At 33.7% G+C, this 21,240-nt stretch carries 23 protein-coding genes; 6 read left to right on the top strand and 17 right to left on the bottom strand.

Annotation, left to right across the window (positions count from 1 at the left end; all coding sequences use genetic code 11):
* Positions 1–35: 35 nt before the first annotated feature.
* The 7 genes from ACL9RF_RS01715 to ACL9RF_RS01685 all read right to left on the bottom strand — a co-directional run bounded on the left by ACL9RF_RS01715 (position 36) and on the right by ACL9RF_RS01685 (position 5,496).
* Positions 36–803: an MBL fold metallo-hydrolase gene (locus ACL9RF_RS01715; RefSeq protein ID WP_422798866.1), complete on the bottom strand. Its 768-nt coding sequence runs from the start codon at positions 801–803 to the stop codon at positions 36–38.
* Positions 804–932: 129 nt separating this feature from the next.
* Positions 933–1,331 (bottom strand): OsmC family protein, encoded by a 399-nt coding sequence (locus ACL9RF_RS01710; RefSeq protein WP_422798865.1) that lies wholly within the window; start codon positions 1,329–1,331, stop codon positions 933–935.
* A gap of 15 nt (positions 1,332–1,346) precedes the next feature.
* Positions 1,347–2,099, bottom strand: coding sequence for an SDR family NAD(P)-dependent oxidoreductase (locus tag ACL9RF_RS01705; protein WP_422798864.1), 753 nt, complete (start codon positions 2,097–2,099; stop codon positions 1,347–1,349).
* Positions 2,100–2,123: 24 nt separating this feature from the next.
* Positions 2,124–3,164 (bottom strand): NAD(P)-dependent alcohol dehydrogenase, encoded by a 1,041-nt coding sequence (locus ACL9RF_RS01700; RefSeq protein WP_422798863.1) that lies wholly within the window; start codon positions 3,162–3,164, stop codon positions 2,124–2,126.
* A 54-nt stretch (positions 3,165–3,218) separates the two neighbouring features.
* Positions 3,219–3,506: a hypothetical protein gene (locus tag ACL9RF_RS01695; RefSeq protein ID WP_422798862.1), complete on the bottom strand. Its 288-nt coding sequence runs from the start codon at positions 3,504–3,506 to the stop codon at positions 3,219–3,221.
* Positions 3,507–3,659: 153 nt separating this feature from the next.
* Positions 3,660–4,415 carry an SDR family NAD(P)-dependent oxidoreductase gene (locus ACL9RF_RS01690; protein ID WP_422798861.1) on the bottom strand — a complete coding sequence of 252 codons (756 nt, stop codon included), beginning with the start codon at positions 4,413–4,415 and terminating at the stop codon, positions 3,660–3,662.
* 181 nt (positions 4,416–4,596) lie between these two features.
* A complete protein-coding gene (locus ACL9RF_RS01685) occupies positions 4,597–5,496 on the bottom strand; it encodes an AraC family transcriptional regulator (protein ID WP_422798860.1) in 900 nt (299 codons plus the stop codon).
* Positions 5,497–5,700: 204 nt separating this feature from the next.
* On the opposite strand from ACL9RF_RS01685, the gene ACL9RF_RS01680 reads away from it, so the two are divergent.
* Positions 5,701–6,759, top strand: a complete 1,059-nt coding sequence (locus ACL9RF_RS01680) for a flavin monoamine oxidase family protein (protein WP_422798859.1) — start codon at positions 5,701–5,703, stop codon at positions 6,757–6,759.
* Between the two features lie 211 nt (positions 6,760–6,970).
* On the opposite strand, the gene ACL9RF_RS01675 is transcribed toward ACL9RF_RS01680, so the two are convergent.
* The 5 genes from ACL9RF_RS01675 to ACL9RF_RS01655 form a co-directional block, all read right to left on the bottom strand.
* The gene (locus tag ACL9RF_RS01675) at positions 6,971–7,507 is read right to left on the bottom strand and encodes an OsmC family protein (RefSeq protein WP_422798858.1); all 537 of its coding nucleotides are present in this window, start codon (positions 7,505–7,507) and stop codon (positions 6,971–6,973) included.
* Positions 7,508–7,804: 297 nt separating this feature from the next.
* Complete coding sequence (locus ACL9RF_RS01670) at positions 7,805–8,311, bottom strand: YbhB/YbcL family Raf kinase inhibitor-like protein (RefSeq protein ID WP_422798857.1); 507 nt, start codon at positions 8,309–8,311, stop codon at positions 7,805–7,807.
* Positions 8,312–8,435: 124 nt separating this feature from the next.
* Positions 8,436–9,296, bottom strand: a complete 861-nt coding sequence (locus tag ACL9RF_RS01665; protein ID WP_422798856.1) for a helix-turn-helix domain-containing protein — start codon at positions 9,294–9,296, stop codon at positions 8,436–8,438.
* 20 nt (positions 9,297–9,316) lie between these two features.
* Complete coding sequence (locus ACL9RF_RS01660) at positions 9,317–10,096, bottom strand: SDR family NAD(P)-dependent oxidoreductase (protein ID WP_422798855.1); 780 nt, start codon at positions 10,094–10,096, stop codon at positions 9,317–9,319.
* Positions 10,097–10,383: 287 nt separating this feature from the next.
* Complete coding sequence (locus ACL9RF_RS01655; RefSeq protein WP_422798854.1) at positions 10,384–11,313, bottom strand: helix-turn-helix domain-containing protein; 930 nt, start codon at positions 11,311–11,313, stop codon at positions 10,384–10,386.
* A 473-nt stretch (positions 11,314–11,786) separates the two neighbouring features.
* Here ACL9RF_RS01655 and ACL9RF_RS01650 point away from each other — a divergent pair, with 473 nt between their 5' ends.
* The 5 genes from ACL9RF_RS01650 to ACL9RF_RS01630 all read left to right on the top strand — a co-directional run bounded on the left by ACL9RF_RS01650 (position 11,787) and on the right by ACL9RF_RS01630 (position 16,356).
* The gene (locus tag ACL9RF_RS01650) at positions 11,787–12,623 is read left to right on the top strand and encodes an oxidoreductase (protein WP_422798853.1); all 837 of its coding nucleotides are present in this window, start codon (positions 11,787–11,789) and stop codon (positions 12,621–12,623) included.
* A 1-nt stretch (position 12,624) separates the two neighbouring features.
* Positions 12,625–13,794 (top strand): MFS transporter, encoded by a 1,170-nt coding sequence (locus ACL9RF_RS01645; RefSeq protein WP_422798852.1) that lies wholly within the window; start codon positions 12,625–12,627, stop codon positions 13,792–13,794.
* 78 nt (positions 13,795–13,872) lie between these two features.
* Complete coding sequence (locus ACL9RF_RS01640; protein ID WP_422798851.1) at positions 13,873–14,763, top strand: HD domain-containing protein; 891 nt, start codon at positions 13,873–13,875, stop codon at positions 14,761–14,763.
* Positions 14,764–15,452: 689 nt separating this feature from the next.
* A complete protein-coding gene (locus tag ACL9RF_RS01635; protein ID WP_422798850.1) occupies positions 15,453–16,130 on the top strand; it encodes a hypothetical protein in 678 nt (225 codons plus the stop codon).
* The gene (locus ACL9RF_RS01630) at positions 16,084–16,356 is read left to right on the top strand and encodes a PLDc N-terminal domain-containing protein (protein WP_422798849.1); all 273 of its coding nucleotides are present in this window, start codon (positions 16,084–16,086) and stop codon (positions 16,354–16,356) included. The genes ACL9RF_RS01635 and ACL9RF_RS01630 overlap by 47 nt, the downstream gene beginning before the upstream one ends.
* Positions 16,357–16,573: 217 nt before the next feature.
* Here the strand turns inward: ACL9RF_RS01630 and ACL9RF_RS01625 are convergent, their stop codons facing one another.
* The 5 genes from ACL9RF_RS01625 to ACL9RF_RS01605 form a co-directional block, all read right to left on the bottom strand.
* Entirely contained in the window at positions 16,574–17,098 is a 525-nt protein-coding gene (locus ACL9RF_RS01625) for a hypothetical protein (protein WP_422798848.1), read from the bottom strand.
* Positions 17,099–17,488: 390 nt separating this feature from the next.
* A complete protein-coding gene (locus ACL9RF_RS01620; protein ID WP_422798847.1) occupies positions 17,489–17,875 on the bottom strand; it encodes a hypothetical protein in 387 nt (128 codons plus the stop codon).
* Between the two features lie 252 nt (positions 17,876–18,127).
* Positions 18,128–18,745: a Type 1 glutamine amidotransferase-like domain-containing protein gene (locus ACL9RF_RS01615; protein ID WP_422798846.1), complete on the bottom strand. Its 618-nt coding sequence runs from the start codon at positions 18,743–18,745 to the stop codon at positions 18,128–18,130.
* 103 nt (positions 18,746–18,848) lie between these two features.
* Positions 18,849–19,580, bottom strand: coding sequence for a helix-turn-helix transcriptional regulator (locus ACL9RF_RS01610; RefSeq protein WP_422798845.1), 732 nt, complete (start codon positions 19,578–19,580; stop codon positions 18,849–18,851).
* A 286-nt stretch (positions 19,581–19,866) separates the two neighbouring features.
* Entirely contained in the window at positions 19,867–21,204 is a 1,338-nt protein-coding gene (locus ACL9RF_RS01605; RefSeq protein ID WP_422798844.1) for a hypothetical protein, read from the bottom strand.
* Positions 21,205–21,240 lie beyond the last annotated feature (36 nt).

Raw genomic sequence — 21,240 nt, 5'->3', positions numbered from 1 at the left:
TCAAGCTCGTTCTATGATGCTGAAAAATAATGACTCTAAAAATGGATAACTTCGCCATCTTTGGGAATCAATAACTTTTTCTTATTTACGTGCATTTCATTTGCTTTCTGTTGTAAAATTGCTCTAGTTGTATGACAATGGTCCATTGCATCCATATGTATAGCAATTATGGTAGCAGTATCGCTAATACCAATTAATCTCATCGTTTCCTCTTCATCCATTAGAATTGAATTTTCCTCATACCCTGGTATTTTTGCTCCACCACTGTTTACTACAATTATGTCTGGTTTGAAACGTTCGATAGTCATTATTACTTCTATAGTAAGAATACTATCACCAATTATGTAAATTGTTGGACTTCCTTTATGTTGAAGTACAAAACCAGAAGTATGTCCCATCATTTTCAAAACTTCACCACTTCCATGCTGTCCGACTGTCCTACAAATAGTAATACCTTCCCAATTTTCTGTACAAGGAATAATTTCTACATCTTTAAAACCTCGACTTTCAAAATAGTCTAAATCTTCAGGTTGTATATATAGTTTTTGTTTTCTATCGAGTACATTCAATGCTTCTGGGTCCAAATGATCTATATGAGTATGGGTAATCAATGTAAGATCAACATCTTTGATAATATCATCAATTTTCATAGGCAAATCAACGATAGGATTTTTTGCAATTCCTGCAAATGATTCAAAAGCTCCCTTTGAAGAAAACATTGGGTCTAGCAAAATTTTCTTTCCAGCGTAATTGATTAGAAGGGTCGCGTTTCTAATCAACTGTATATTTGTCGATGTTGACATAATTTCTAATTTTATCCATTTACAACATTTTCCTTATGTCTTTTAACTTTTTGATAAGGACTAAAAGAACGAGAATTCAGCTACCAAATAGTTTTGGTAGCCGAATTAAATAGTATATTATATTGGATTTTAACTTGATTTTTTTTGGTTATAATTAAAATCAAAGTTTCTGCTGATTGATGGATCTAAGCTTTTACCAACGTGACAGTTTACCGTAGCATTTTCTATTATAGTTTTTTCATCGGCAGTATAATCTTTTTCAAAAGTTAGTTTAATATTCATTAGACTAACTTTTGATCCGTCTTCACTCATATTATAAGTAATCTCGCTTTTTGCTTGTACTACTTCAAAACCTTTCTTGTGGGCTTCGTAATCAATTGTTCCTAATAAACAACTTCCATATGCGCTCACTAATAGATCAACAGGCGTAAAACTGACTGCATTTACAACTACATCGTCCTCATTTAAAGGTGTTTTTGTATTTGAAGTGTATTTTCCTTTATAAAGGGTTTCTATTTTTTTTGACATTTTGTAAGTTATTAATTAATTCCTACCTGCCATTACTCCACCATCTATATCCCAAACAGCTCCCGTTACCCAGCTTGTTTCGTCTGATAATAAGAAAGTGATTGTTTGAGCAATATCTTGCGCTGTGCCGACTCTCCCAATAGGATGAAAATCATTGAAACCTTGTAATGATTCTTCAATCTTATCTTTCTCGATAAAAGAGCCATATATCGGCGTTACAACCACAGCAGGAGACACAGCATTTACACGAATATTATATTCAGCTAATTCCATTGCCAAATGTTGAGTTAAACTGTGTAAACCAGCTTTTGCCATTGAGTATGCCGATGAAGGTGTTGCTTTAATCGCTTGTTTAGCCCACATAGAGCCAATATTTACGATAGAACCTCCGCCGTTTTCTTTCATCACCTTTGCAGTTGCTTGTGTAATGAAAAAGAATGCTTTATTAAAATCGTGATAGATGTTATAATCCTCTTCTGTATGCTCCAGAAATGATTTTGGTTTAAAATAACCTGCTGCGTTTACCAAATATGTTAAATTTGGAAGTTCAGAAGCAAGTTTACTACTAAACGCTTTTACTTCTTCTAAGTTGGTCAAATCTAATCCGTACGATTTTACTTTTCCAATTTTACTCAATTCATTAGTTACTTCTGCTAGGCTCTCTCCAGCTCTTGCGATGATAGCAACTTCCACACCTTGTGCTAATAACAATTCTGCTGTGGCTTTTCCCATTCCTGTAGAACCACCTACTATTAATGCTTGTTTCATTTTTTTAAATTTTTTATATTGTTTTTATAATTTTTTCATGTCGATAACAAAACGGTAATGAACATCTCCCTTCAGGGTTCTGTCAAATGCTTCGTTGATATAATCTGGACTAATGACTTCTACTTCTGCGGTAATATTATGTTCCGCACAGAAATCTAACATCTCCTGGGTTTCAGCAATACCACCAATTAATGAACCTGCAATTTTTCTTCTCTTTGAAATCAAATGAAACGCAGATAATTGTGGCATTTCTGGTGGAATTCCCAACAAAATCAAAGTTCCGTCTTTACGTAAAAGATTTAAATATGTGTTGTAATCGTGCTTCGCAGAAACGGTATCAATAATAAAGTCAAAAGAAGAATAAGCATCTTTCATTTGTTGCTTATCAGAAGTCAACACAAAATGATGAGCTCCCAAATCAAGAGCACTTTCTTGCTTTGTAGGGGAACCACTTAAGACCGTAACCTCTGCACCAAAACTAACTGCAAACTTTACAGCCATGTGTCCTAAACCTCCTAATCCTAAAACAGCTACTTTATGATCCTTTCCAACATTATGGTACTTTAACGGAGAATAAGTTGTAATTCCCGCACACAAAAGCGGTGCGACAGCAGCAGCATTCAGATTTTCAGAAACTTTCAGTACGTGGTTCTCGTCTACAACTATGTTATCACTATATCCACCTTTTGTAACAGATCCGTCATCCATTTTTGCGTTTTGAGTTGGAATAATTCCTCCATCACAATACTGTTCTTCTCCTTTATCAGTAGCATTACAATTCGGGCAACTATCTATAAAGTAACCAACACCTACAAGGTCACCCACTTTAAACTTAGTTACGTTTTCACCTGTAGATTTTATACGTCCAACTATTTCATGTCCAGGAACTAATGGGTAAATTGTATTTCCATATTCATTTTTTGACTGATGAATATCTGCGTGGCAAATCCCGCAATACAATATATCTATAACAACATCTTTAACGCCTGGTTCTTTTCTTTCAAAATTGAAAGATACTAATGCTGTTTGTGGATCGTGTGTAGCAAATCCTTTTGACTGTATCATAATAAATGATTTTTATTGATATGTTAAAGAAATATTCTTCGACATCCCTTTTAATTAGGCTACTGTGTATATTCTTACATCAGGATTATCCTTCAAGAATGGTTTTAACGCTACTACCACATCGTTGTTAAACAAATCGGTAGACAAATATGCTTGTGCATTTGCCACGGTATCAAATCCATGTAAAACTTGTACGTCTTCGTCACGAATTAATAGTTCTTTAGATTCAGCACCCTCAATACCATTCAGAAATGGTGCTTTGTATTGGTTATAAATACTTGCAGCGCTTGATCTGTCTGCATTATCAATCTTTAATGTAATTTGTAAATACGCTTTTGACATTTTTTTAAAATTTAATTGTTAAACATTTATTCTTATATCAAATTGGATAACTTCCATTTTGATAATACAAAGTTCCGTCATTTAGTCACCTCGAAAAATGGAAGGATTGGAAAAGGATTGGTATAAATCGGAATATTCAATTTTAATTTGTTTTTAGGAGCGGCCAATCATTGCTCCACCGTCTACATCCCAAATAGCTCCGGTAACCCATGAAGCCTTTTCTGATAGCAAAAAGACAATCACAGATGCAACATCTAATGGTTGTCCAACACGACCAATTGGGTGAGAGTTGTCAAATTCCTGAAGAAATTTTTCAATGTTTTCCAAAGAAACAAATGATTCATATATAGGTGTCACAACAATAGAAGGAGATACTGCATTTACTCTTATATTGAAATCCGCAAGTTCTATGGCTAGTTGCTTTGTAAGTGCAAGTAGCCCTGCCTTGGCGACTGCATATGCTGATGCAGGGGCGCTTTTGATTGCTCTATTTGCAGAATAGGATCCAATGTTAACAATTGAGCCACCACCATTTTTTTGCATAATACTAGAAGAAGCTTTTATTATAAAGAAAAAAGCTTTAGTGTATGCTTGGTAGGTCTCGTAATCTTCATCTGAATGATCCATGAAAGGCTTTGGTAGGAAATGTCCCGCACTGTTAACAAGATATTTTAAATTTGGGAGAACTGCATGCAAATTTCTATTGAATGATTGTAATGATTTTAAATTTGCCAAATCAAGTTGAAAGACTTTTACTGAACCTCCATCTTTTACCAATTCATTTTTTGTTTCTTCCAGTAAAGTAAGATTTCGCCCTATTATGAATACTTCAATTCCTAGAGTTAGAAGTAACCTTGCTGTTGCCTTACCTATACCAGTAGAACCACCTACTATTAATGCCTGTTCCATATTCGATTTGTGATTTTAATTTCTTTTACAAAGAAACTAAGCGTAGCAATTTCAAAAAATGAACAAAATTGAAAAGAAATGGTATTTTTAAGTAGTTACTTCAGATTTAAATTGAAGACTTTAGAGTACTTGTTTACTTAGTTCTATCTCTAAACGATTTTTAAACAAATACTAGTTCTAACTAAAAGATTGATTTCCTAAATTCAGAAGGGGACACCATAGTGTGTTTTTTGAAATACTTTACAAAGTAGGAAGGATCATCAAACCCCAAACGATAGGCAATTTGATTTACATTCATTTCCGAATGCAATAATAAACGTTGTGCTTCCAAAACAATCCTTTCCTGAATAATTATGGATGGACTTTTACCTAAAAGCTGATTAGTAAGATCTGATAAGGTTCTCGATGAAATATACATTTGTTCGGCATACTCTGATATTGTCAAACCTTTTTTGTAGTTCTCATCCACTAGGTTAATAAATTTCACCAATTGAACTCGCTTGTCATTAACAACAAAGGAAGCTTGGTCTAAGTTTTTTTCGAGCTCATTTTTCCGACGTTGTATTTGAATTAAAAATGCTTTAAGATATACACGGAGTAATTCATCTCTTCCGAAATCCATTGGGTTATCTAATTCGAAACGAATCAATTTTAAATAGTCTCCTAATATTACATCAATTCCACTATCTATACAACAAGATGGCAATTGATAAGGATTATTGAATAAATTACACTTTAAAAAGAACTCTACTTCACTATCTTTATGTACCAGAAAAGACTCATTGAAATGCAATAAAACACCAGTATAATCTCTGTTTTCATCAAAATAATGTACTTGGTCTTTACCGATAAAAAAAATAGAGTTATCGGAAACTTCATATTCCTTGAAGTCTACAAAATGTTTACCTTTTCCATTCTTAAACCAGATAATCTGATAAAAACTATGAAAATGGGCTTTTGAAGCATGCTCTCCATGTTCCTTTAGATACGGATTGAGATCATGTATAGTAAATTGTGCCTTGGTTGGTTGGTGAAGATTCAGATGGTATTCACTTATATTTTGAGCATTTTTATTAGCCATTTTATTTAATATTTTATCGACATTAAACTAAATAAATGCCTCAATTAATTGTTAATTTTCTTCAAAAAAAGAATGTAAAACACACAACTAATTTATTAAAATAAATCCATCTAAACTATAGAATAATACAATTCTTCTCATATTTACCAGCCTTTTTCCAATATCTACCTCTATGACCAATATCTAATTGGAGACCTTTGCAAGATGAAATCTAATAATCAAATTATAGTAGTTGGAGCTGGTTTAAGTGGTTTATATTTAGCTTGCTTATTAAAAAATAATGGAATAGATTGTATCATTCTAGAGGCGTCTGAAAGATTTGGTGGGAGAATTCAAACTTTAAAAGGTAGTTTAGATACACCTTTGGAAGTTGGTGCCACTTGGTTTTCTGATGTACATGAAAATTTACTTTCGCTAATAGATAATTTGGGATTGAAAAAATATCCCCAGTTTTCGAAGGGAATTTCCTTATTTCAAACCAAATCGTTTGAACCTCCTCAAAAGTTTTCTGTTCCAGAAGCAGAAACATCATCATATCGATTAAAAGGAGGAACAAGTATTTTAACTGATCTATTGGCTGAACAATTAAAAGGAGATCAAAAACTATTAGATTCAAAAGTTATATCCATCGAAGAAATAGAAAACTCATTAATAGTAACCACTTCAATGGGTAGAAAATATACCGCGGATAAAGTGGTTCTCACTATGCCAGCTCAGTTAATATCATCCCAATTAACATTCATTCCAGAATTACCAATTGCGAACCTGTTACCTACAGTTCAGACTTGGATGGCGGGTTCTATTAAATTTGTTCTTGAATACGAAAAGCCGTTTTGGAGAGAGAGGGGATATTCGGGTATGTTATATAGCCATGCAGGCATTATTACTGAAATGTATGATCATACCAACTATGAAGAGACTAAATTTGGATTTACAGGATTTCTAAATCCTGGAGCAGTTTCATATTCAAAAGAAGTAAGAAAGGAATTTGTGTTGAAGCAACTTATTGAACTTCTTGGTGAAGAGGCTGCACATTCAACAACTTATTTCGATAAAGTTTGGAAAGACGAATTTATCCTAGAAGGCTCGCCTATTATTCAAAGACCTCATCAAAACAATGGTCATCCTCTATTACAACAATCCTATATGAATAGTAAATTGTTTTTTTGTGGTACAGAGACATCCCCAATGTATGGAGGGTATATGGAGGGCGCAATTATTTCCGCAAAAAACACTTTTGATAAAATAAAAAAATCTATTTGAAAATTACAGCATCCTTACACCAAAAATAAGAGTTGATATAACAGCTTAAAAAGCAAAGACAGTATTAATTAGTTCAAGTTAGGTAAAAGCTAATTATTCATGTAAGATTGATTATTATAAAGTCTGATGCAATTTGAATAATGATAATATTCTATTGACTATTAAAATTTAACAAGAAGAGCCTGTAAATTTACAAGCTCTTCTTTTACTTCTATAAATCTCTATTGATAGTGATTTTAACTGGATCAGCAATTGTGCGATATCCAGGTGATATTCTTCGAACATTCTCGATAATCTCATCAAATTGTTCTTGTGTAGCCTCGCCTTTTACTTTAAAATTGAACTGCAACTCTTCAAAACCTACCGACGCAGAAGAATCGATTTCTAAAAAGCCCCTTAAATCAAGCTCTCCAATAATATCTAATTGAACACTTTCAAGCTTTATTCCTTTACTTGTCGCTCCAGCTACAAATCCTACCATCATACATCCGGCGACTCCACCTAAAATATAGTCTTGTGGATTTGGAAATTTATTATCACCTAATAGCTCTTCAGGCTCACCTATATTAAAAGTATATTTTTTGGGATTTCCTGTAGATCCTACATTTTTGGCATGAGTGATAATCTCTGTGTTCACACCACCTTGCCAATTAGCCGTTACTCCCATCTTTGCGATAGCTTCATTAGGTCTTTCATCGATTAAATTTATATACTTCGCTAAAGCTTCTAAATTAACATTGTTTAACATAATCTTTTTTTTAAATTTATTAATGCAAAACTAACCTCTGTATACTATTCTATAAATGGACAAATTGGAAAATGGTTGGTAGTTTTTACTCTCTTCCAAAAATAACAGTATCTATTCATTTTTGGAAGGGAGTAATTGTTAATATATCGGTAGACAATAAAGCTATTTACTAAAGTACACTTAGAGAACGAGGTTTTACAATTTGACAAAAGTAAAGCCATCATCTCATAATTTTGAAATATTAGGAATCAAAAGGGCTGCATACATTTTCTTTATTAAATGAATAAAGTGCTTAAATTACTTCTTTTGCGCGTATATCAATAGCGATGCTCTTTCTAAAGTTGAAAAATATAAATTAAATCCGACATATGCTGGTGTAGCATTCTTGTCTAAATCTAATTTTTTATCAACTGCATAAACAGTAATTAAATAACGGTGAGCTGGACCGGCGTTTGGAGCAACTCCCGCATAACCAGGTAATCCCATATCGTTATTAATCTGAACAGCTTCTAAGGGAAGCAGTTGCTTTTTGACATCTCCAACATCAGAAGTAAGTTCAGTGATATCAGCCGGAATGTTAAAAACAACCCAGTGCCAAAATCCACTTCCGGTTGGAGCATCCAGATCATATATAGTAACCGCAAAGCTTTTTGTGCCTTTTGGTATGTTTTCCCAATATAATTGTGGAGATTGGTTTCCTCCGGCATATCCCATACCATTAAGATATTGCTTGTCTGTAAACTGCCCACCGAGTTCATTGCTTTTTAAAGTAAATGTTTGGGCGAATGTTGTTCCTGTTGCCATAGTTGTAAGTAATAATATTAAAAAAGATAGTCGCATTTTGTAATGATTTAATTATTTATACAAAAATATGAAGCTACATGATGTGTACTATTTAGCCAAAAGGCTAAAAAATGTTTCTAAAAGTTCATAATGACATTTGAAACTTTTTGGGCGTTACGCCATAGTATTGCTTGAATGCTTGTACGAAACTGGAAAGATTATCATAACATAAATCTTCATAAATCTCACTTGCTGTTAAACCTTGATTTTTTAAAAGATCAGCAGCTTTCTTCATTCTAGCTTTAAAAATCCATTGTTTTGGTGCTTCTCCGAAAGCCTTTAAAAATTTTCTTTTAAAAGTGGATAAACTCATATTGCATAAAAAAGCAAGTTCTTCAACTGTTATTCGATTATACATTTGGATATTAACAATCTTTCGCAGATAAGCATCTTCATTCCAGCCTTGAAAGGTCTGCACAAAGTATGATTCTAAATGTTTGTCCTTACACAATAGATAAGTCACTAATTCAGAAAACTTAACCCAATAAAAATCCTTATTATTGAGTTTTGAATCGCTTGAAGCAATTTGCATCCCTGCAATAAAATTGGTTATATAAGAGTCAACACTGAAGGACTTTGGTTTAAAATCAAATATATTCACCAATCCACGGGGTCGATTATAAAAACGTTGGTTATTAAAAAAAGACAAAAATGCGTTTCGGCTCACGAAAAATAATAAACTTCTATAATGACCATGGTGCGCTAATTTTTCACTCATAAGACTATTACCATAAGGTAGAAATAGGAAATTTTTATTATTAATGCTTAAGGTACCAGATGCATAATCAACAGTTTTCTCACCGTCAATAATAAAACTAAACAAATAGTAATCAAGAATAATCTTTGTTTTAGTGCTTGGCTTTTTTGACTCGTAAGGAATAACGATGATGTCTTCTCCCAAACATGATTCATTATTTATTTCATCGGGTAATATTATCTCTCTCATTAGTAAAATCTTTAAATGTCCTAAAAATCAAAAGGAAATTTAACTCCCGATATTTTTGCACATTGCTCAATAAAATTATTTTGAATGTCTGTATTCCTGGCATCTTGATGTACGCTTTTATTTTTCTTGTGGTAATAATAATTTCCTGATTGTAACACTTGAGCTTCATCTGAAGTAGCTAGCCAGATTTGGGTCAAAGGAGCATCAACAATACTATCTGGAGCATTTTTGCCACCTAATTTCGTAGCTACCCATCCCGGTTCTAAGGCATTGGAGTAAATATTCTTCCATAAGTTAGCTACAGAAAAGGCAAGTAACACATTGTGAAATTTTGAATCTGCATAGGCTTGATATCCATTCCATGTCCTGTGATCCCAGAGCAAATCTTCTAAGCTGCTGTCTCCATTTCTGTGAAGGACACTGCTCGTATAAATTAATCTCTGAGGTCTATGGATCAAGCTTGTGAGAATATATGGTGCGAGGGAATTCACTGCGAAAACATACGGTAATCCGTCTTCAGTTTTATTTTTTCTGTTTTCATTAAAGCCGATTCCCGCATTATGTATTATTGCATCAAAATGTCCTAATTTATTAACTTGCTCTGCAAGGCTAATTGTCTCTGAAATACTAGAGAGATCGGCGACTGTAACAGCTTCTGCATTTGGATTAGCTTTTAATGCATCTTCAGCTCTGCTTGGGTTCTTCGCATGTAACACTACTTTATGTCCTTGTTCAATGAGTAAATTAGAGGCCATCATACCCAATCCGTCAGAGGATCCTGTTATAAATATCCGTTTCATAATTTTATGTTTATAAATTTCCTTTTTTAATTATCTAATCTGTTAAAGCTATTCCTGTTTTACCCTTTTTTGATGAAGGTATTGTAAAGTTAGATCGTATTTTTAGCGATAGTCTTATTCAAAACACGTTATCGCTTATGAATATCAAATTAATAACGAATAAAACGACAAAGTGCGAGGTTTAACCTCGCACTTTGTCGTTTTATATATAAAGATATTTTACTTTATGTCACCTAATTATTTTGTGTGACTACCAACTATGTATTGTTCAGAGTTCCATACCAGATTTATACTGCTGATTGTTGATGATTTTTCCTGAAGGCCTGAGGTGATAAACCAATATTTTTTTTAAAAAACTGTGTGAAATTTGGTTGATCAGCAAAACCAATACTATATCCTATTTCCTGCATCGTAAGATCTGTTTGGATTAGCATAGCTTTAGTCTCTTCCAATAACCTCGTTTTAATATGTGTGCTTACATTCTGACCTGTATGTCTTTTTAGAAGTGTATTCAACTGGTTGGGATGTATTGCTAAAAAATGGGCAAACTCTTTGGCCGTTTTCATCTTGATAGGGTTATCTACATTAATTTGAGAAGTTTCTTCTTCCAAAAGCTGAAAGAAATCATGCACCTGTCGATACTCTTCTGAAACTATGCTGGGTACGGAAAAGTTGCCTACCTTTACACTTTCTATCATCACCATTTGGATATATGTCTGAAGACGATCTTCAGTGAACTCATCCCTAGTTTTCATCTCCTGTATCATCTGTTCCAGCCAATGATCAAATAAGCTAATATGTTCTTTCTGCAGTTGAATAACATTTTTCTCAGGTTTTGAGAACAATTCATACTGTTCCATTGCCAATTTTAAAATAGGCTTTGAATCAATGAATTTCTTTTTGAACAGCACAAAATATCCATCAGCTTCTTCACCGAGGTTTTTCCAGGAAACAATTTCGTTTGGATGTAAAAAAATTATAGAAGGTAGATCAAGATAGTAAGTATTCATTCCTATGGTCAGTACACTTAGGCCTTTAGAGAAATAAAGGATCTTATAAAAGTCACGTCGATTGGGAGATAAGTAATTTTTACATGGATCCTCTTTACGACTTACTACCTGTATATTAACATCATCAAATGACTCGTGAAATACAGGCAGAATATCACCCATATTTTTGAGTTGTTCTATTCTTTTATTTTCAGATGATTTGGTCATAAGATTATGTATTAAATATTTACAAAGTTACAAATTTGAAAGTATCATGATTTATGAATAATATGTTTTGGTTTATGAAAATCAAACTGATTGAAGTAGATAAAGAACTATATCAATTTAGTCAAGTCTTATTAATTTTACCCCATTGAAAATACTACAGATAAATAGTGCTTCACACTATGCGTTACAGCATAGATGGTGTTTGGCATTACGCTGAGTTAACCAATTATCATTTGTAAACTAAAACAAAAGCAATATTACCTTGCCTCTTTTTAATACCATACAGTTTGATATTCATAAGCAATAGATTGTTTTGAATAAGTCGGTGGTACCCTATAGTCTATACCTTTGACCTGTTTATTAAATATAAATTTTAAACTACATAATTACAAGGATACAATCCGAGATAATTATATCTAGTTGGAAATCATAAATAAACTATAAAACATATTAAACGGTATAATATAAAAAGTATGAAAAATCAAAAAACATGGCTTATTACAGGAGCCTCTCAAGGATTAGGATTATTAACAGTGAAATATCTATTGGCTAAAAATCAAATCGTAGTTGCAACCACAAGAAATCGCGATACATTTGAGGCCTCATTATTAGAAAGTAAAAATCTTACTGTTATAAGCCTGGACATAACCAAAGAACAGGAGGTAGAAAAAGCAGTTCATCAAATTATTGGGGAGCATGGAAGAATTGATGTATTGATTAACAATGCTGGATACGGTTTTTTGGGTGCTATTGAAGAAGCTTCCTCTTCTGAAATTGAAAAAGTATTTTCAGTGAATGTCATGGGTACATTTAACATGTTACGACACGTTTTGCCTTTTATGCGTAAGGAAAGAAATGGACACGTAATCAATTTTTCCTCTGCCTCCGGTCTTGTAAGTACTTCTGGTTTTGGAATATATAATGCAAGTAAATATGCAATCGAAGGATTGACAGAAGCATTAAAATTAGATGTAGAAGGTTTGGGGATTAAAGTTACTTTAATAGAGCCAGGGGCATTTCGTACCAATTTTTTAGGAACATCCCTGGGGATCGCAAAGAATGAAATATCAGACTACGATGCTACTGCAGGGAAATATAAAAGAATTTTCCATGCTAACAATGGTAAACAACCAGGCAATCCAGAAAAAGCGGTAGAAGCGTTGGTAAAAATAACTGAAATGGAACAACCTCCATTACGCTTACTTTTAGGGACTGATGCTTATAATCGCGTACAAGCCAAAATGCAGCAGCTAAATGAAGAGTTCAACCTTTATAAGGACATTACATTTTCAACAGATTTTATAAATTAAAATGAACAAAACTATATATGCGCTATCGCTTGGCGTATTTGGAGTGGCTACAAGTGAGTTTTGTGTAATTGGTATATTACCGATATTAGCCAAAACCTTTAATGTTTCCATTGATACCGCTGGATGGCTTATGAGTGGATTCGCATTAACAAGTGCTATTTGTGGTCCATTCATAACCATGCTCTTAAAGAATATTAACAAGAAAACGATACTATCAATAGTGCTTGCAACTTTTGTTATTTCTAATATACTATCATCATTTGCTACTAATTTTACGGTTTTGATAATTTCTAGGATAATACCAGCGATATTTTATCCGGCATTCTGGGCAATAGCGCTTACACTTGGTATGAAACAGGTAGCACAAAAAGATATACCAAAAGCAATTTCAGGCGTAATGATGGGACTTAGTATCGCAACTGTAGTAGGTGTACCATTAACAACCTATTTTGCAGATTTATTTAATTGGAAGGCTTCTTTTATTATGGCAGGTTTTATCAATTTAATAGCCTTCTTTAGCCTACTATTTGCGGTACCTTCCACACCTGTTATCAAACAGAAAAGTACCCAGCAAAATTTATCTATCTTAAAAGAACCTTTCGTTTGGATCAATTACTTATATGTACTATTGAGTATATCTGGAATGTTTGCTACATACAGCTATCTTGCAGACTATTTCACAACAATCACAAAAATGAGCGGAGCACAAGTAAGCTTGGTTCTACTGATATTCGGGGTTGCGGGTATTTTCGGTAACTGGATAGTAGGTAAACTAATCAGTCGAAATGTCAAATTAGGTTTTCGATTTTTTCCGATCATCTTGATATTAGTTGAATTATTAGCATACTTCTTTGGGGATTTTTTTATACCAATGGTATTTATTATTTTTCTTTGGGGATTTATTCATACAGCAGGTTTCCTTATCGGCAACACGCGTGGTGCATACAAAATACCTCGAGATACCTTGGAATTCACCAATAGTTTTGTTTCATCTTTTTTTAACTTAGGAGTGACTTGTGGCACAATGGCTGCTGGCTTGGTTATTAAATCGGTAGGTGTGCATCATATTATCTGGATTAGTGCCGTATTTCTATTATGCGCATTTGCTTTAACTTTTATTAACCCTATAATTAATGAAAAATATGAAGAGAGCGCTGTCGGCCGAAATTAAAAATATATTAGTCCTGAACAACTGGTTTGTCAGCAATGTAAAATATCATCAATTTAAAATATTTATGAATAAGAAACTATGAGTATATTGTATCAGGATGAATTATATGGGAACTTTAAAATTGAAGGTATTTTAGAGGAGCTCGTTAATACGGAGCCTTTCCAAAGGCTAAAAAGGATTCATCAAGGCGGTGCAATTATCGTTGCCCGACCTGATTTGAATCAAACACGTTATGATCATTCAATAGGTGTTATGAAACTCATTCAGGTTCTAGAAGGTGGTTTAGCGGATCAGATTATGGGTTTATTACATGATGTTTCTCATACAGCCTTTTCACATCTAATTGACTATGTTCTTGATTTATCGGAGGAGAATTACCACGAACATATTTTTAGCGAAGTGATCCAGCATCCAGAAATTTTAAGAATAATTAAAAAATATGGATTTAATATTGAACAGTTTCTAACACCAGAAAAGTTTACTGTTGTGGATTATCCATTACCAGGTTTATGTGCTGACAGAGTTGACTATACACTCCGGGACTTAATGAAGCTAGAGCAGATTACAAAAGCTGAGGTTAGTTGGTTTTTAAAGGGGCTCGCAATTATCAATAACAGAATAGTTGTTACCGAAGTTAAATATGCTCAATGGTTCAAAGGTAAGTATACCTTTCTAGTCGAAGAATATTTTAATGGAAGAGAAAATAAAAGTGCAAATAAATTCATGGCAGCGATAACAAAAGAATTATATAACAAAGGAGATTTGACACTAGCAGATTTTAATAAAGACGATTTTCAAGTTTCAAAAAAAATAGAACGTGTTCTAAAAATAGACCTTCATAAATCTTATCAGAACTGGTTATCCGCACAGGATACTCATGTGGTGTTCAAAACTAAACCAAGAGAGGTGGATCCAGATGTGATTATAGAAAATCAGTTATTGAGGTTGTCACAACTTAATAATAAGTGATTTTCGTTCTATTATCCTAGTTAGTTGCCTAGAAATGGGTTGTTAGGTTTTAATAAAACCGATGGAGACTTTCTTCATCGGTTTTTTATATAGAAAATTTGCTTCTCTAATTTACTTAGATTGACATACAAATTTTCTAGCTTTAGCTGGACAGTTTTTTTAAATATAATTCCTACAGACCATATGTATTTCAGTACGTCCTCTAACTGGCTTTGGCTAAAAGTATTTTGATTCTATGAAATATATTTAGCAATAAATCTACAAATTCTGAGATTTTATTGAATACCGTTATTAAATGATATTGTTATAGTTCAATACATACCTAGATTATTTCTTTTATTTAAATCTGAAGATCATGGATGATATAATTGACTAAAAATTAATGGTATTATGATCTATTTTATAGTATTTTTGTAACGATTTACAAGGAAAATTAATGAAGATGAATGCAATAAGCACCATTACTAAATCATTACCGGATCTCTTTTTAAAAACCATAACTTATTGTTTATAAGAGCAATATTAAGTTTTTCATTTTTTTTATAAAAAAAAATAATTTTTTTGAAAAACAAACTATATTTACAGGTAAGCAAAACAAAACACCCTAATTATGAAAAAAAATTTAATCATCATTGCTACAGGAATTATATCTTTCTTTTATTCTTGTCAAAAAGAAACTTATACAATAGTTGGATAAAGAAAACGGCATTAAAGAGAAAATCTCTATACAAAATGGCTCTATAACATCTCTATCTGAGTATGCTTTAAAAAGTGGAATTTATATTATTACTGCAGAAAAAAAATCAGATATCATAACCTACTCTACTAAAGTGGCAAAAACTGTTATTTTAAATGCAGAAAAAATAGATTTTTCGAATTTTGTATTTACTTTAGATAAAGGAGAACTAAAACTTGATAATTATTCTTTATCATTGAAAAATGATGAATTGTATTTAATGACTCCATTATATGAAGGGTTCATGAAGGATGGTGAAAACAATAATCTTATAGACACTAAAACTGCTGCTTTAATGCTTTTATATTCTGAAATATCTAAAAATTCTAATGTTCAACATAAATTTACTTATACTGAATTTTTAGCTAAAAGTTCTGCAGATTATAATATAGAACAAAAATCTAGTGTTAAAAAAGGCGATAAGCTTGCTTTATTTAACAACAGGCAATGTGGCTTAAATCATGCAGTTGAATTTGGCTGGAGTAAAGAAAGTGCAGCAGCAGATCTTGCAGAACAATTATCTGATACAGATTTCTATAACGGATGTACTAAAGTGGGAGGTATTTCTACTTCTTGTATAACAGATGAACATGCATGTATGTCGAGTCAAACTTATAGATGTCCTTGTTAATTATATATATATGTTAGGGTTTATCAATATAACATCATCAAATGCTACTATTATTATAGTAATAATAGTAACATTAATAATTTTTTCTATTATAAGTGTCGTAAGAAGAGAACGTGGACTAGTGCGTATAATATGGATTCTAATAGTCCTATTTTTACCTATTCTAGGTTCCTTGATTTACTTAACAACACTCATATTTTCTCATAAAAAATCATTAAATATATAACTTGCATAACAAGTTATAATTATTTTTTTCGAGAAAAAGTTATCTTTTTATCTTATGATGAATCTTCTCGCTCGGATTTTTTATCTGCTCAAATCGGCTTAAATTCTTTTCTTGCGGTTTAGCTTCAAGTAATAATATATTTACGTTAAAAGCTTTATCTATGTGTTTTTTAAAAATCTCTCTTTCAGTTATACCGGGGTTTTTACAGGATTCCTTTCTATATTTCTTTTGCTTCGCATAAATGTTTGTTAAAGCGCTCTGCTTTGGTGTTTTCTTCTTTGACTTTACCGCCAAAAAGAAAAGGAACAGACTTTATTTCCTTAGGATTCAATTTTAATATATTTTCTCCTCTTTCCTTTTGCTTGTTATATTCCTCAAACAAGTTTTTTTTTCCTGATAATGAATTGGAAACAATTTTTTCAAGATTTGATTTTATCAATAAATAATTAGCTTTCAAATGATATAAATATCCCTCTTTTGTATATTTAAAGCCCCTATTTTCTAAAATGTATCTGATATTTGGACTACCGACAGAACAACTTAAACTTATTGCTTGATGTAGGTCGGCTTTTAGGTGTCGTAAAATAATACCCTCCCCCTCGCACATCTTCGTATTACCTCTCTTTGAGCAGGTTCTCCCGCCCTTCGGTGGGGTGCTGTTTAGGGAAAAATTATATGCAACAAAAGAAAAAAGGAAAAAAAAGAAAGCCATTTTTATAGCGTAACGATAAGAAAAAATCATATAAATAGCGTAGCGGTTTATGCTGATTTTTTATAGTCGTGTAGCTTATCTTAGCTGTACTTTTATTATTTTTTCATTCTTAGGGAAGAATATATTCTTGTTATTTATAAAACAAAACTTATTAATATGTTATCTACCTTGAAAAATAAAGCTGTAAAATTCAGCATATCTGTAAGTTATAGAGATTTTTTTTTTAATCTAACTTTGACTTTCTGAATACTTAATAGGACTTATTGAATACTTCAAAAAGTCATATTATAAACTAGAAGCGCATGAAAGTCAACAATAAAGATTTAATCCAATCGTACATTATCACATCGGCTAAATATGATTATTCAGTATATGAAAAACGTATTTTATACCTATTAATTGAACTTTTTCAATCATTGACTAAAGGTTGCAAACCGTATTTGAGTACACAGGCAATACTTTGCCGTCCTTTGAAAATTCTGCATATTTTGCGATAATCATTTTTGGGATATCCAACAGCATTCCATTGGAGGATGTAGCCGTTTTCTTTCTCCGGACAATAATCCACTGGTTTCCGTCAAAGAAAACCTGAAGATTACTGTTTTTCATTCCTTTCATATCGGAATACGATAATCCTGTAAAGCAACTGAAAACAAATAGGTCTTTAACCAATTCGTCTTTCTTATTCTCGCAGTTGAACATTACAAGCAGTTCCAACTCGTTCCGTAACAAATAACCTCCGTCTTTATCCTTTTTGGTATTCTTGTATTCGCTGCACGGATTGAAAGCAAGATGCTTTCGGCTCATAGCCAAAAAATAAGAAAAAAATGACTGTAAAGCACTTATTTACAACCGTTTTTCCTGTTTTTAACCATTAATGTATTTTTACTGAAAATTTATTTTAATGTTTTCAGTAAAAAAGCCGTATCGGCTGAATACTAAGCTTATTCTATAGGAGGTTTTATGCATTCTTACGCTGTTGTTTACGTCGATTTTCCCATTACCAGGGAAAACTGGCTACAGCAAATTCAGCTGACTCTTTACGCACATCCTTATTCCCTATTGCCCTACAACATGTCTTTCGGTACCCTTAACTTGGATAACCTGCGTGTTGCTAATCGGGATCAAGGGTAAGGTATCTTGGTAATCGTTGTATACCGCTTGCATTAAGTCGGCAAAAGGCTCATTACCAAAATGTGGTAGGGGATAAAAATCTATCAAGCCTAAACCAGTATAGCTGCTAAGTTCAGTGGCGACATCCTTAGCATCAACACGCTCCAAATACTGAATATTAGGGGATAAAATAATGCTTCCTGCTGATGCTCCAATATAAGTTTTACCCTTTTCGATATATGCTGAAATCAATTTATCTGCTTTTGATTTTATTAATTCCTGAAGTAGGTAAAATGTATTACCACCAGAAACATAAATGAAATCATTTTTTGCTAAGGTCTCAGCAATCTGTTGTTCTGTTTTACCTGAAATATTCAGCTCGTCAACAGTAATACCTAGTTCACTAAAAGCATTTCTATCATTCGCTACATACCCCGTATAATCCTCCACGTCACTTGCTGTAGGAATAAAAGTAACACTTTTTCCAGACACCTGCTCCCCACAAAATTGCTCAAAATATAGCGCCACATCACAAAATGAAGAGGCTAAGAATAATTTTTTCATCGTCTACAGTTATTTTTAAAATGCAAAGTTACACAAACACATATTTATTTTAAGGCATTTATTGTATTAAGCAATCGCTGTAGAAGATGTGTACAACGAAGGATTAACTACATTTATGCATATGCTGCTCGCGGTACAACTTTGGCGAAATGCCGTAATGCGCCGTGAATGCTTTATAAAAATAGGAGCGACTGGCTATACCCACATCAAAAATAAGATTACTTACTGGCGTGTCGGTATTACGCAGTAAGAAGGCTGCTTTCTTTAATCTACTTTGTTTGACATAGTTCGACGGTGTTTCGTTCATTATATCCTTAAATTTACGGTAAAAATGCCGTGGACTCATCGCCATTTCGTTGGCCAGGTAGGATGAACTTAATAGCTCATTACACAAATTATCTGCAACTAGCTTTTCGATACGAGCTTTAAAGATCTCGCTTTCCAGGATTTGCTCTATGGTGAGGCTCAGGCTGAGCTGTTGTGATTCGGCTTTGGTTGTGATGGGTTGATCATCTATTAATGCTGTGTACGGCTGAGCTTTAGGTTGAGGTTTAGGTTTAGGTTTAGGTTTAGGCTGATGTTGAGGTTGAGCATGCTGCATACCCGCTAGTGTAGAGGTTAGTGTGCCATTTAACCCTGCCCGTTGGTTAAACCTACTTAGGGTCAGCGATCTGAAAAAATTACGATTGAAGGCTTTAAGATACAACGACTTGCGCCTTAACTCGCGAAGGGTAATAATGGAAAAAAAGACCAATGAAAAATTAATAGAAAAAGCCATTGCTCTAAAGGCTCCACTTTCTAAAGGCTGAAATATAAATCCCCAAAAAAGCATCATAATTAAAAGGTCAAAATTTTAGGTTGTTAGTACACTATAAAGAAAAATCCATTACTAGATCTCCGCTATAGTTTTAATCTTTTCTCAAGTTTATACAACAAAGCTATTTGAAAAAAACCATGCATTTGTTTAATAAACGCTTAAGAAAAACCTAACAAAACCTTAACAGCTGTGTTGCACGCAAAAAAGCGGCTGCCTTGTATTAAGGCAGCCGCTAACTAACTAAAAACAAATAACAACAACAACAACGATTATTGATTTTTGACTATAGGATTTTGGCTATAAGCTATTGACACCTAATCCAATGTCCGCCACGACTAGATAGCCCCATATCTGGACTTAACAGCAGTATACGCATCTGCCCGGCAGCATTAGGGACTTTCACCACATAGAGCCCTTCGGGACTATACCAGGCATCAAACAAGGCCTTAAAATGTTGCTTTATAGCATTTATTTCTATACTGCTGTGCGCATCACCCCAGTTTCCATGTACTCCATCGGGCTGCACATTGGTAAAAAATAGCTGCTCCCCATCCTGACCTTTACGAATATCAGCTCCCTCGGTGCTCCCCAGCCAGATACGCGTGCGAAAACCGGATGTCCAGAATACCATGGACCTTTCTTTTGCGCGCATACCTGGATCCATAAGATCTAAACCTAATAACTGTAAACCCTGCACCGCACCAATATTTACATTGCCGGCAGTAGCATTCCAAATCTCCTCGCTCGCTGCACCCTGGTTTTGGGCTTTATTGAAGGACCACTTTCTGTTGCCCGTATAATCAAATAAAGTCACGGCGTTCTTATTCGAGTGCACTTTAATATCCGACATGCCGGTAATAGTGATGGCATCGTTTAAGTTTAAAGAGCGGAAGTCGTACCTCTTCCCCGATACGGCATGTATATCCTGAATCGGTGATGTTAGGGTAAAAACAGATCCTGCTTTGGTCAGCTTGGATGTATAGACCTGCGTATGGCCTAAGGCATCATTTCCTGTTTTGTTCTCGATGGTGATAACCTTAATGTTATAATCCTCAGTACGATAGTCCAGCGACAGCTTATAATAGGCTACAAAATTGCCTGCCGCATCGGTAACGACACTGTTATCCAGCAAGTTTTTGGCCAGCAGCTCTTTAAACTCCTTTTTTGTTTCCAGCTTATCGTCTATATAGGCCGCCGTTGTAGGCAATAACACAATAGTATTTCCTGTACGTTCACCTTTCAGGGTAATGCCATTAGACAATTCCGCCGCAGCAGGGAGCGCTTCGATGATAAAGTTATCCTCAAAGTAAGCCGGATCCAGTAAGGCAAAATGGCCCGCATCCGATAAAGCCCAGCGCACGGCACGCCCTTTTGTGGAAAAGGCCGAATTGACAGTTTTTGAATCTGCCAAGAAATCCGAATCTACAACAACGGATCCCTCGGCCGTATTAAAGCGGAAGAAAAACTCATGGTCTTGATAAAAGGCGTGCCAGGTACCATTCGGAACCGAATTTAAGGCCGACTTAACCTCGGATGCCAGTAACCTCTCTACAGTGGGATAACCAACATTATCCAGATCAATTTTATTGCAGGACGACAGTGCCAAACAAAGCCCCGATAGCGCTAATCCTATTTTTTTCATAATTTAAGTTTTTATTTTAGGTTATTATGTATGGGC

The sequence above is a fragment of the Sphingobacterium sp. Mn56C genome, assembly GCF_049319645.1.
Taxonomy (GTDB): domain Bacteria; phylum Bacteroidota; class Bacteroidia; order Sphingobacteriales; family Sphingobacteriaceae; genus Sphingobacterium.
Note: the sequence above shows the minus strand (reverse complement) of the source record. Positions and strands in the feature narration are given on the sequence as shown.

Coding starts and splice junctions, on each gene's coding strand:
- ACL9RF_RS01680 (WP_422798859.1), top strand. CDS start 5,701: ATGAAATCTAATAATCAAATTATAGTAGTTGGAGCTGGTTTAAGTGGT.
- ACL9RF_RS01625 (WP_422798848.1), bottom strand. CDS start 17,098: ATGATTTTTTCTTATCGTTACGCTATAAAAATGGCTTTCTTTTTTTTC.
- ACL9RF_RS01605 (WP_422798844.1), bottom strand. CDS start 21,204: ATGAAAAAAATAGGATTAGCGCTATCGGGGCTTTGTTTGGCACTGTCG.
- ACL9RF_RS01665 (WP_422798856.1), bottom strand. CDS start 9,296: ATGAGAGAGATAATATTACCCGATGAAATAAATAATGAATCATGTTTG.
- ACL9RF_RS01650 (WP_422798853.1), top strand. CDS start 11,787: ATGAAAAATCAAAAAACATGGCTTATTACAGGAGCCTCTCAAGGATTA.
- ACL9RF_RS01685 (WP_422798860.1), bottom strand. CDS start 5,496: ATGGCTAATAAAAATGCTCAAAATATAAGTGAATACCATCTGAATCTT.
- ACL9RF_RS01610 (WP_422798845.1), bottom strand. CDS start 19,580: ATGATGCTTTTTTGGGGATTTATATTTCAGCCTTTAGAAAGTGGAGCC.
- ACL9RF_RS01695 (WP_422798862.1), bottom strand. CDS start 3,506: ATGTCAAAAGCGTATTTACAAATTACATTAAAGATTGATAATGCAGAC.
- ACL9RF_RS01660 (WP_422798855.1), bottom strand. CDS start 10,096: ATGAAACGGATATTTATAACAGGATCCTCTGACGGATTGGGTATGATG.
- ACL9RF_RS01620 (WP_422798847.1), bottom strand. CDS start 17,875: ATGAGCCGAAAGCATCTTGCTTTCAATCCGTGCAGCGAATACAAGAAT.
- ACL9RF_RS01675 (WP_422798858.1), bottom strand. CDS start 7,507: ATGTTAAACAATGTTAATTTAGAAGCTTTAGCGAAGTATATAAATTTA.
- ACL9RF_RS01640 (WP_422798851.1), top strand. CDS start 13,873: ATGAGTATATTGTATCAGGATGAATTATATGGGAACTTTAAAATTGAA.
- ACL9RF_RS01700 (WP_422798863.1), bottom strand. CDS start 3,164: ATGATACAGTCAAAAGGATTTGCTACACACGATCCACAAACAGCATTA.
- ACL9RF_RS01645 (WP_422798852.1), top strand. CDS start 12,625: ATGAACAAAACTATATATGCGCTATCGCTTGGCGTATTTGGAGTGGCT.
- ACL9RF_RS01615 (WP_422798846.1), bottom strand. CDS start 18,745: ATGAAAAAATTATTCTTAGCCTCTTCATTTTGTGATGTGGCGCTATAT.
- ACL9RF_RS01690 (WP_422798861.1), bottom strand. CDS start 4,415: ATGGAACAGGCATTAATAGTAGGTGGTTCTACTGGTATAGGTAAGGCA.
- ACL9RF_RS01670 (WP_422798857.1), bottom strand. CDS start 8,311: ATGGCAACAGGAACAACATTCGCCCAAACATTTACTTTAAAAAGCAAT.
- ACL9RF_RS01710 (WP_422798865.1), bottom strand. CDS start 1,331: ATGTCAAAAAAAATAGAAACCCTTTATAAAGGAAAATACACTTCAAAT.
- ACL9RF_RS01705 (WP_422798864.1), bottom strand. CDS start 2,099: ATGAAACAAGCATTAATAGTAGGTGGTTCTACAGGAATGGGAAAAGCC.
- ACL9RF_RS01630 (WP_422798849.1), top strand. CDS start 16,084: ATGAACATGCATGTATGTCGAGTCAAACTTATAGATGTCCTTGTTAAT.
- ACL9RF_RS01655 (WP_422798854.1), bottom strand. CDS start 11,313: ATGACCAAATCATCTGAAAATAAAAGAATAGAACAACTCAAAAATATG.
- ACL9RF_RS01715 (WP_422798866.1), bottom strand. CDS start 803: ATGTCAACATCGACAAATATACAGTTGATTAGAAACGCGACCCTTCTA.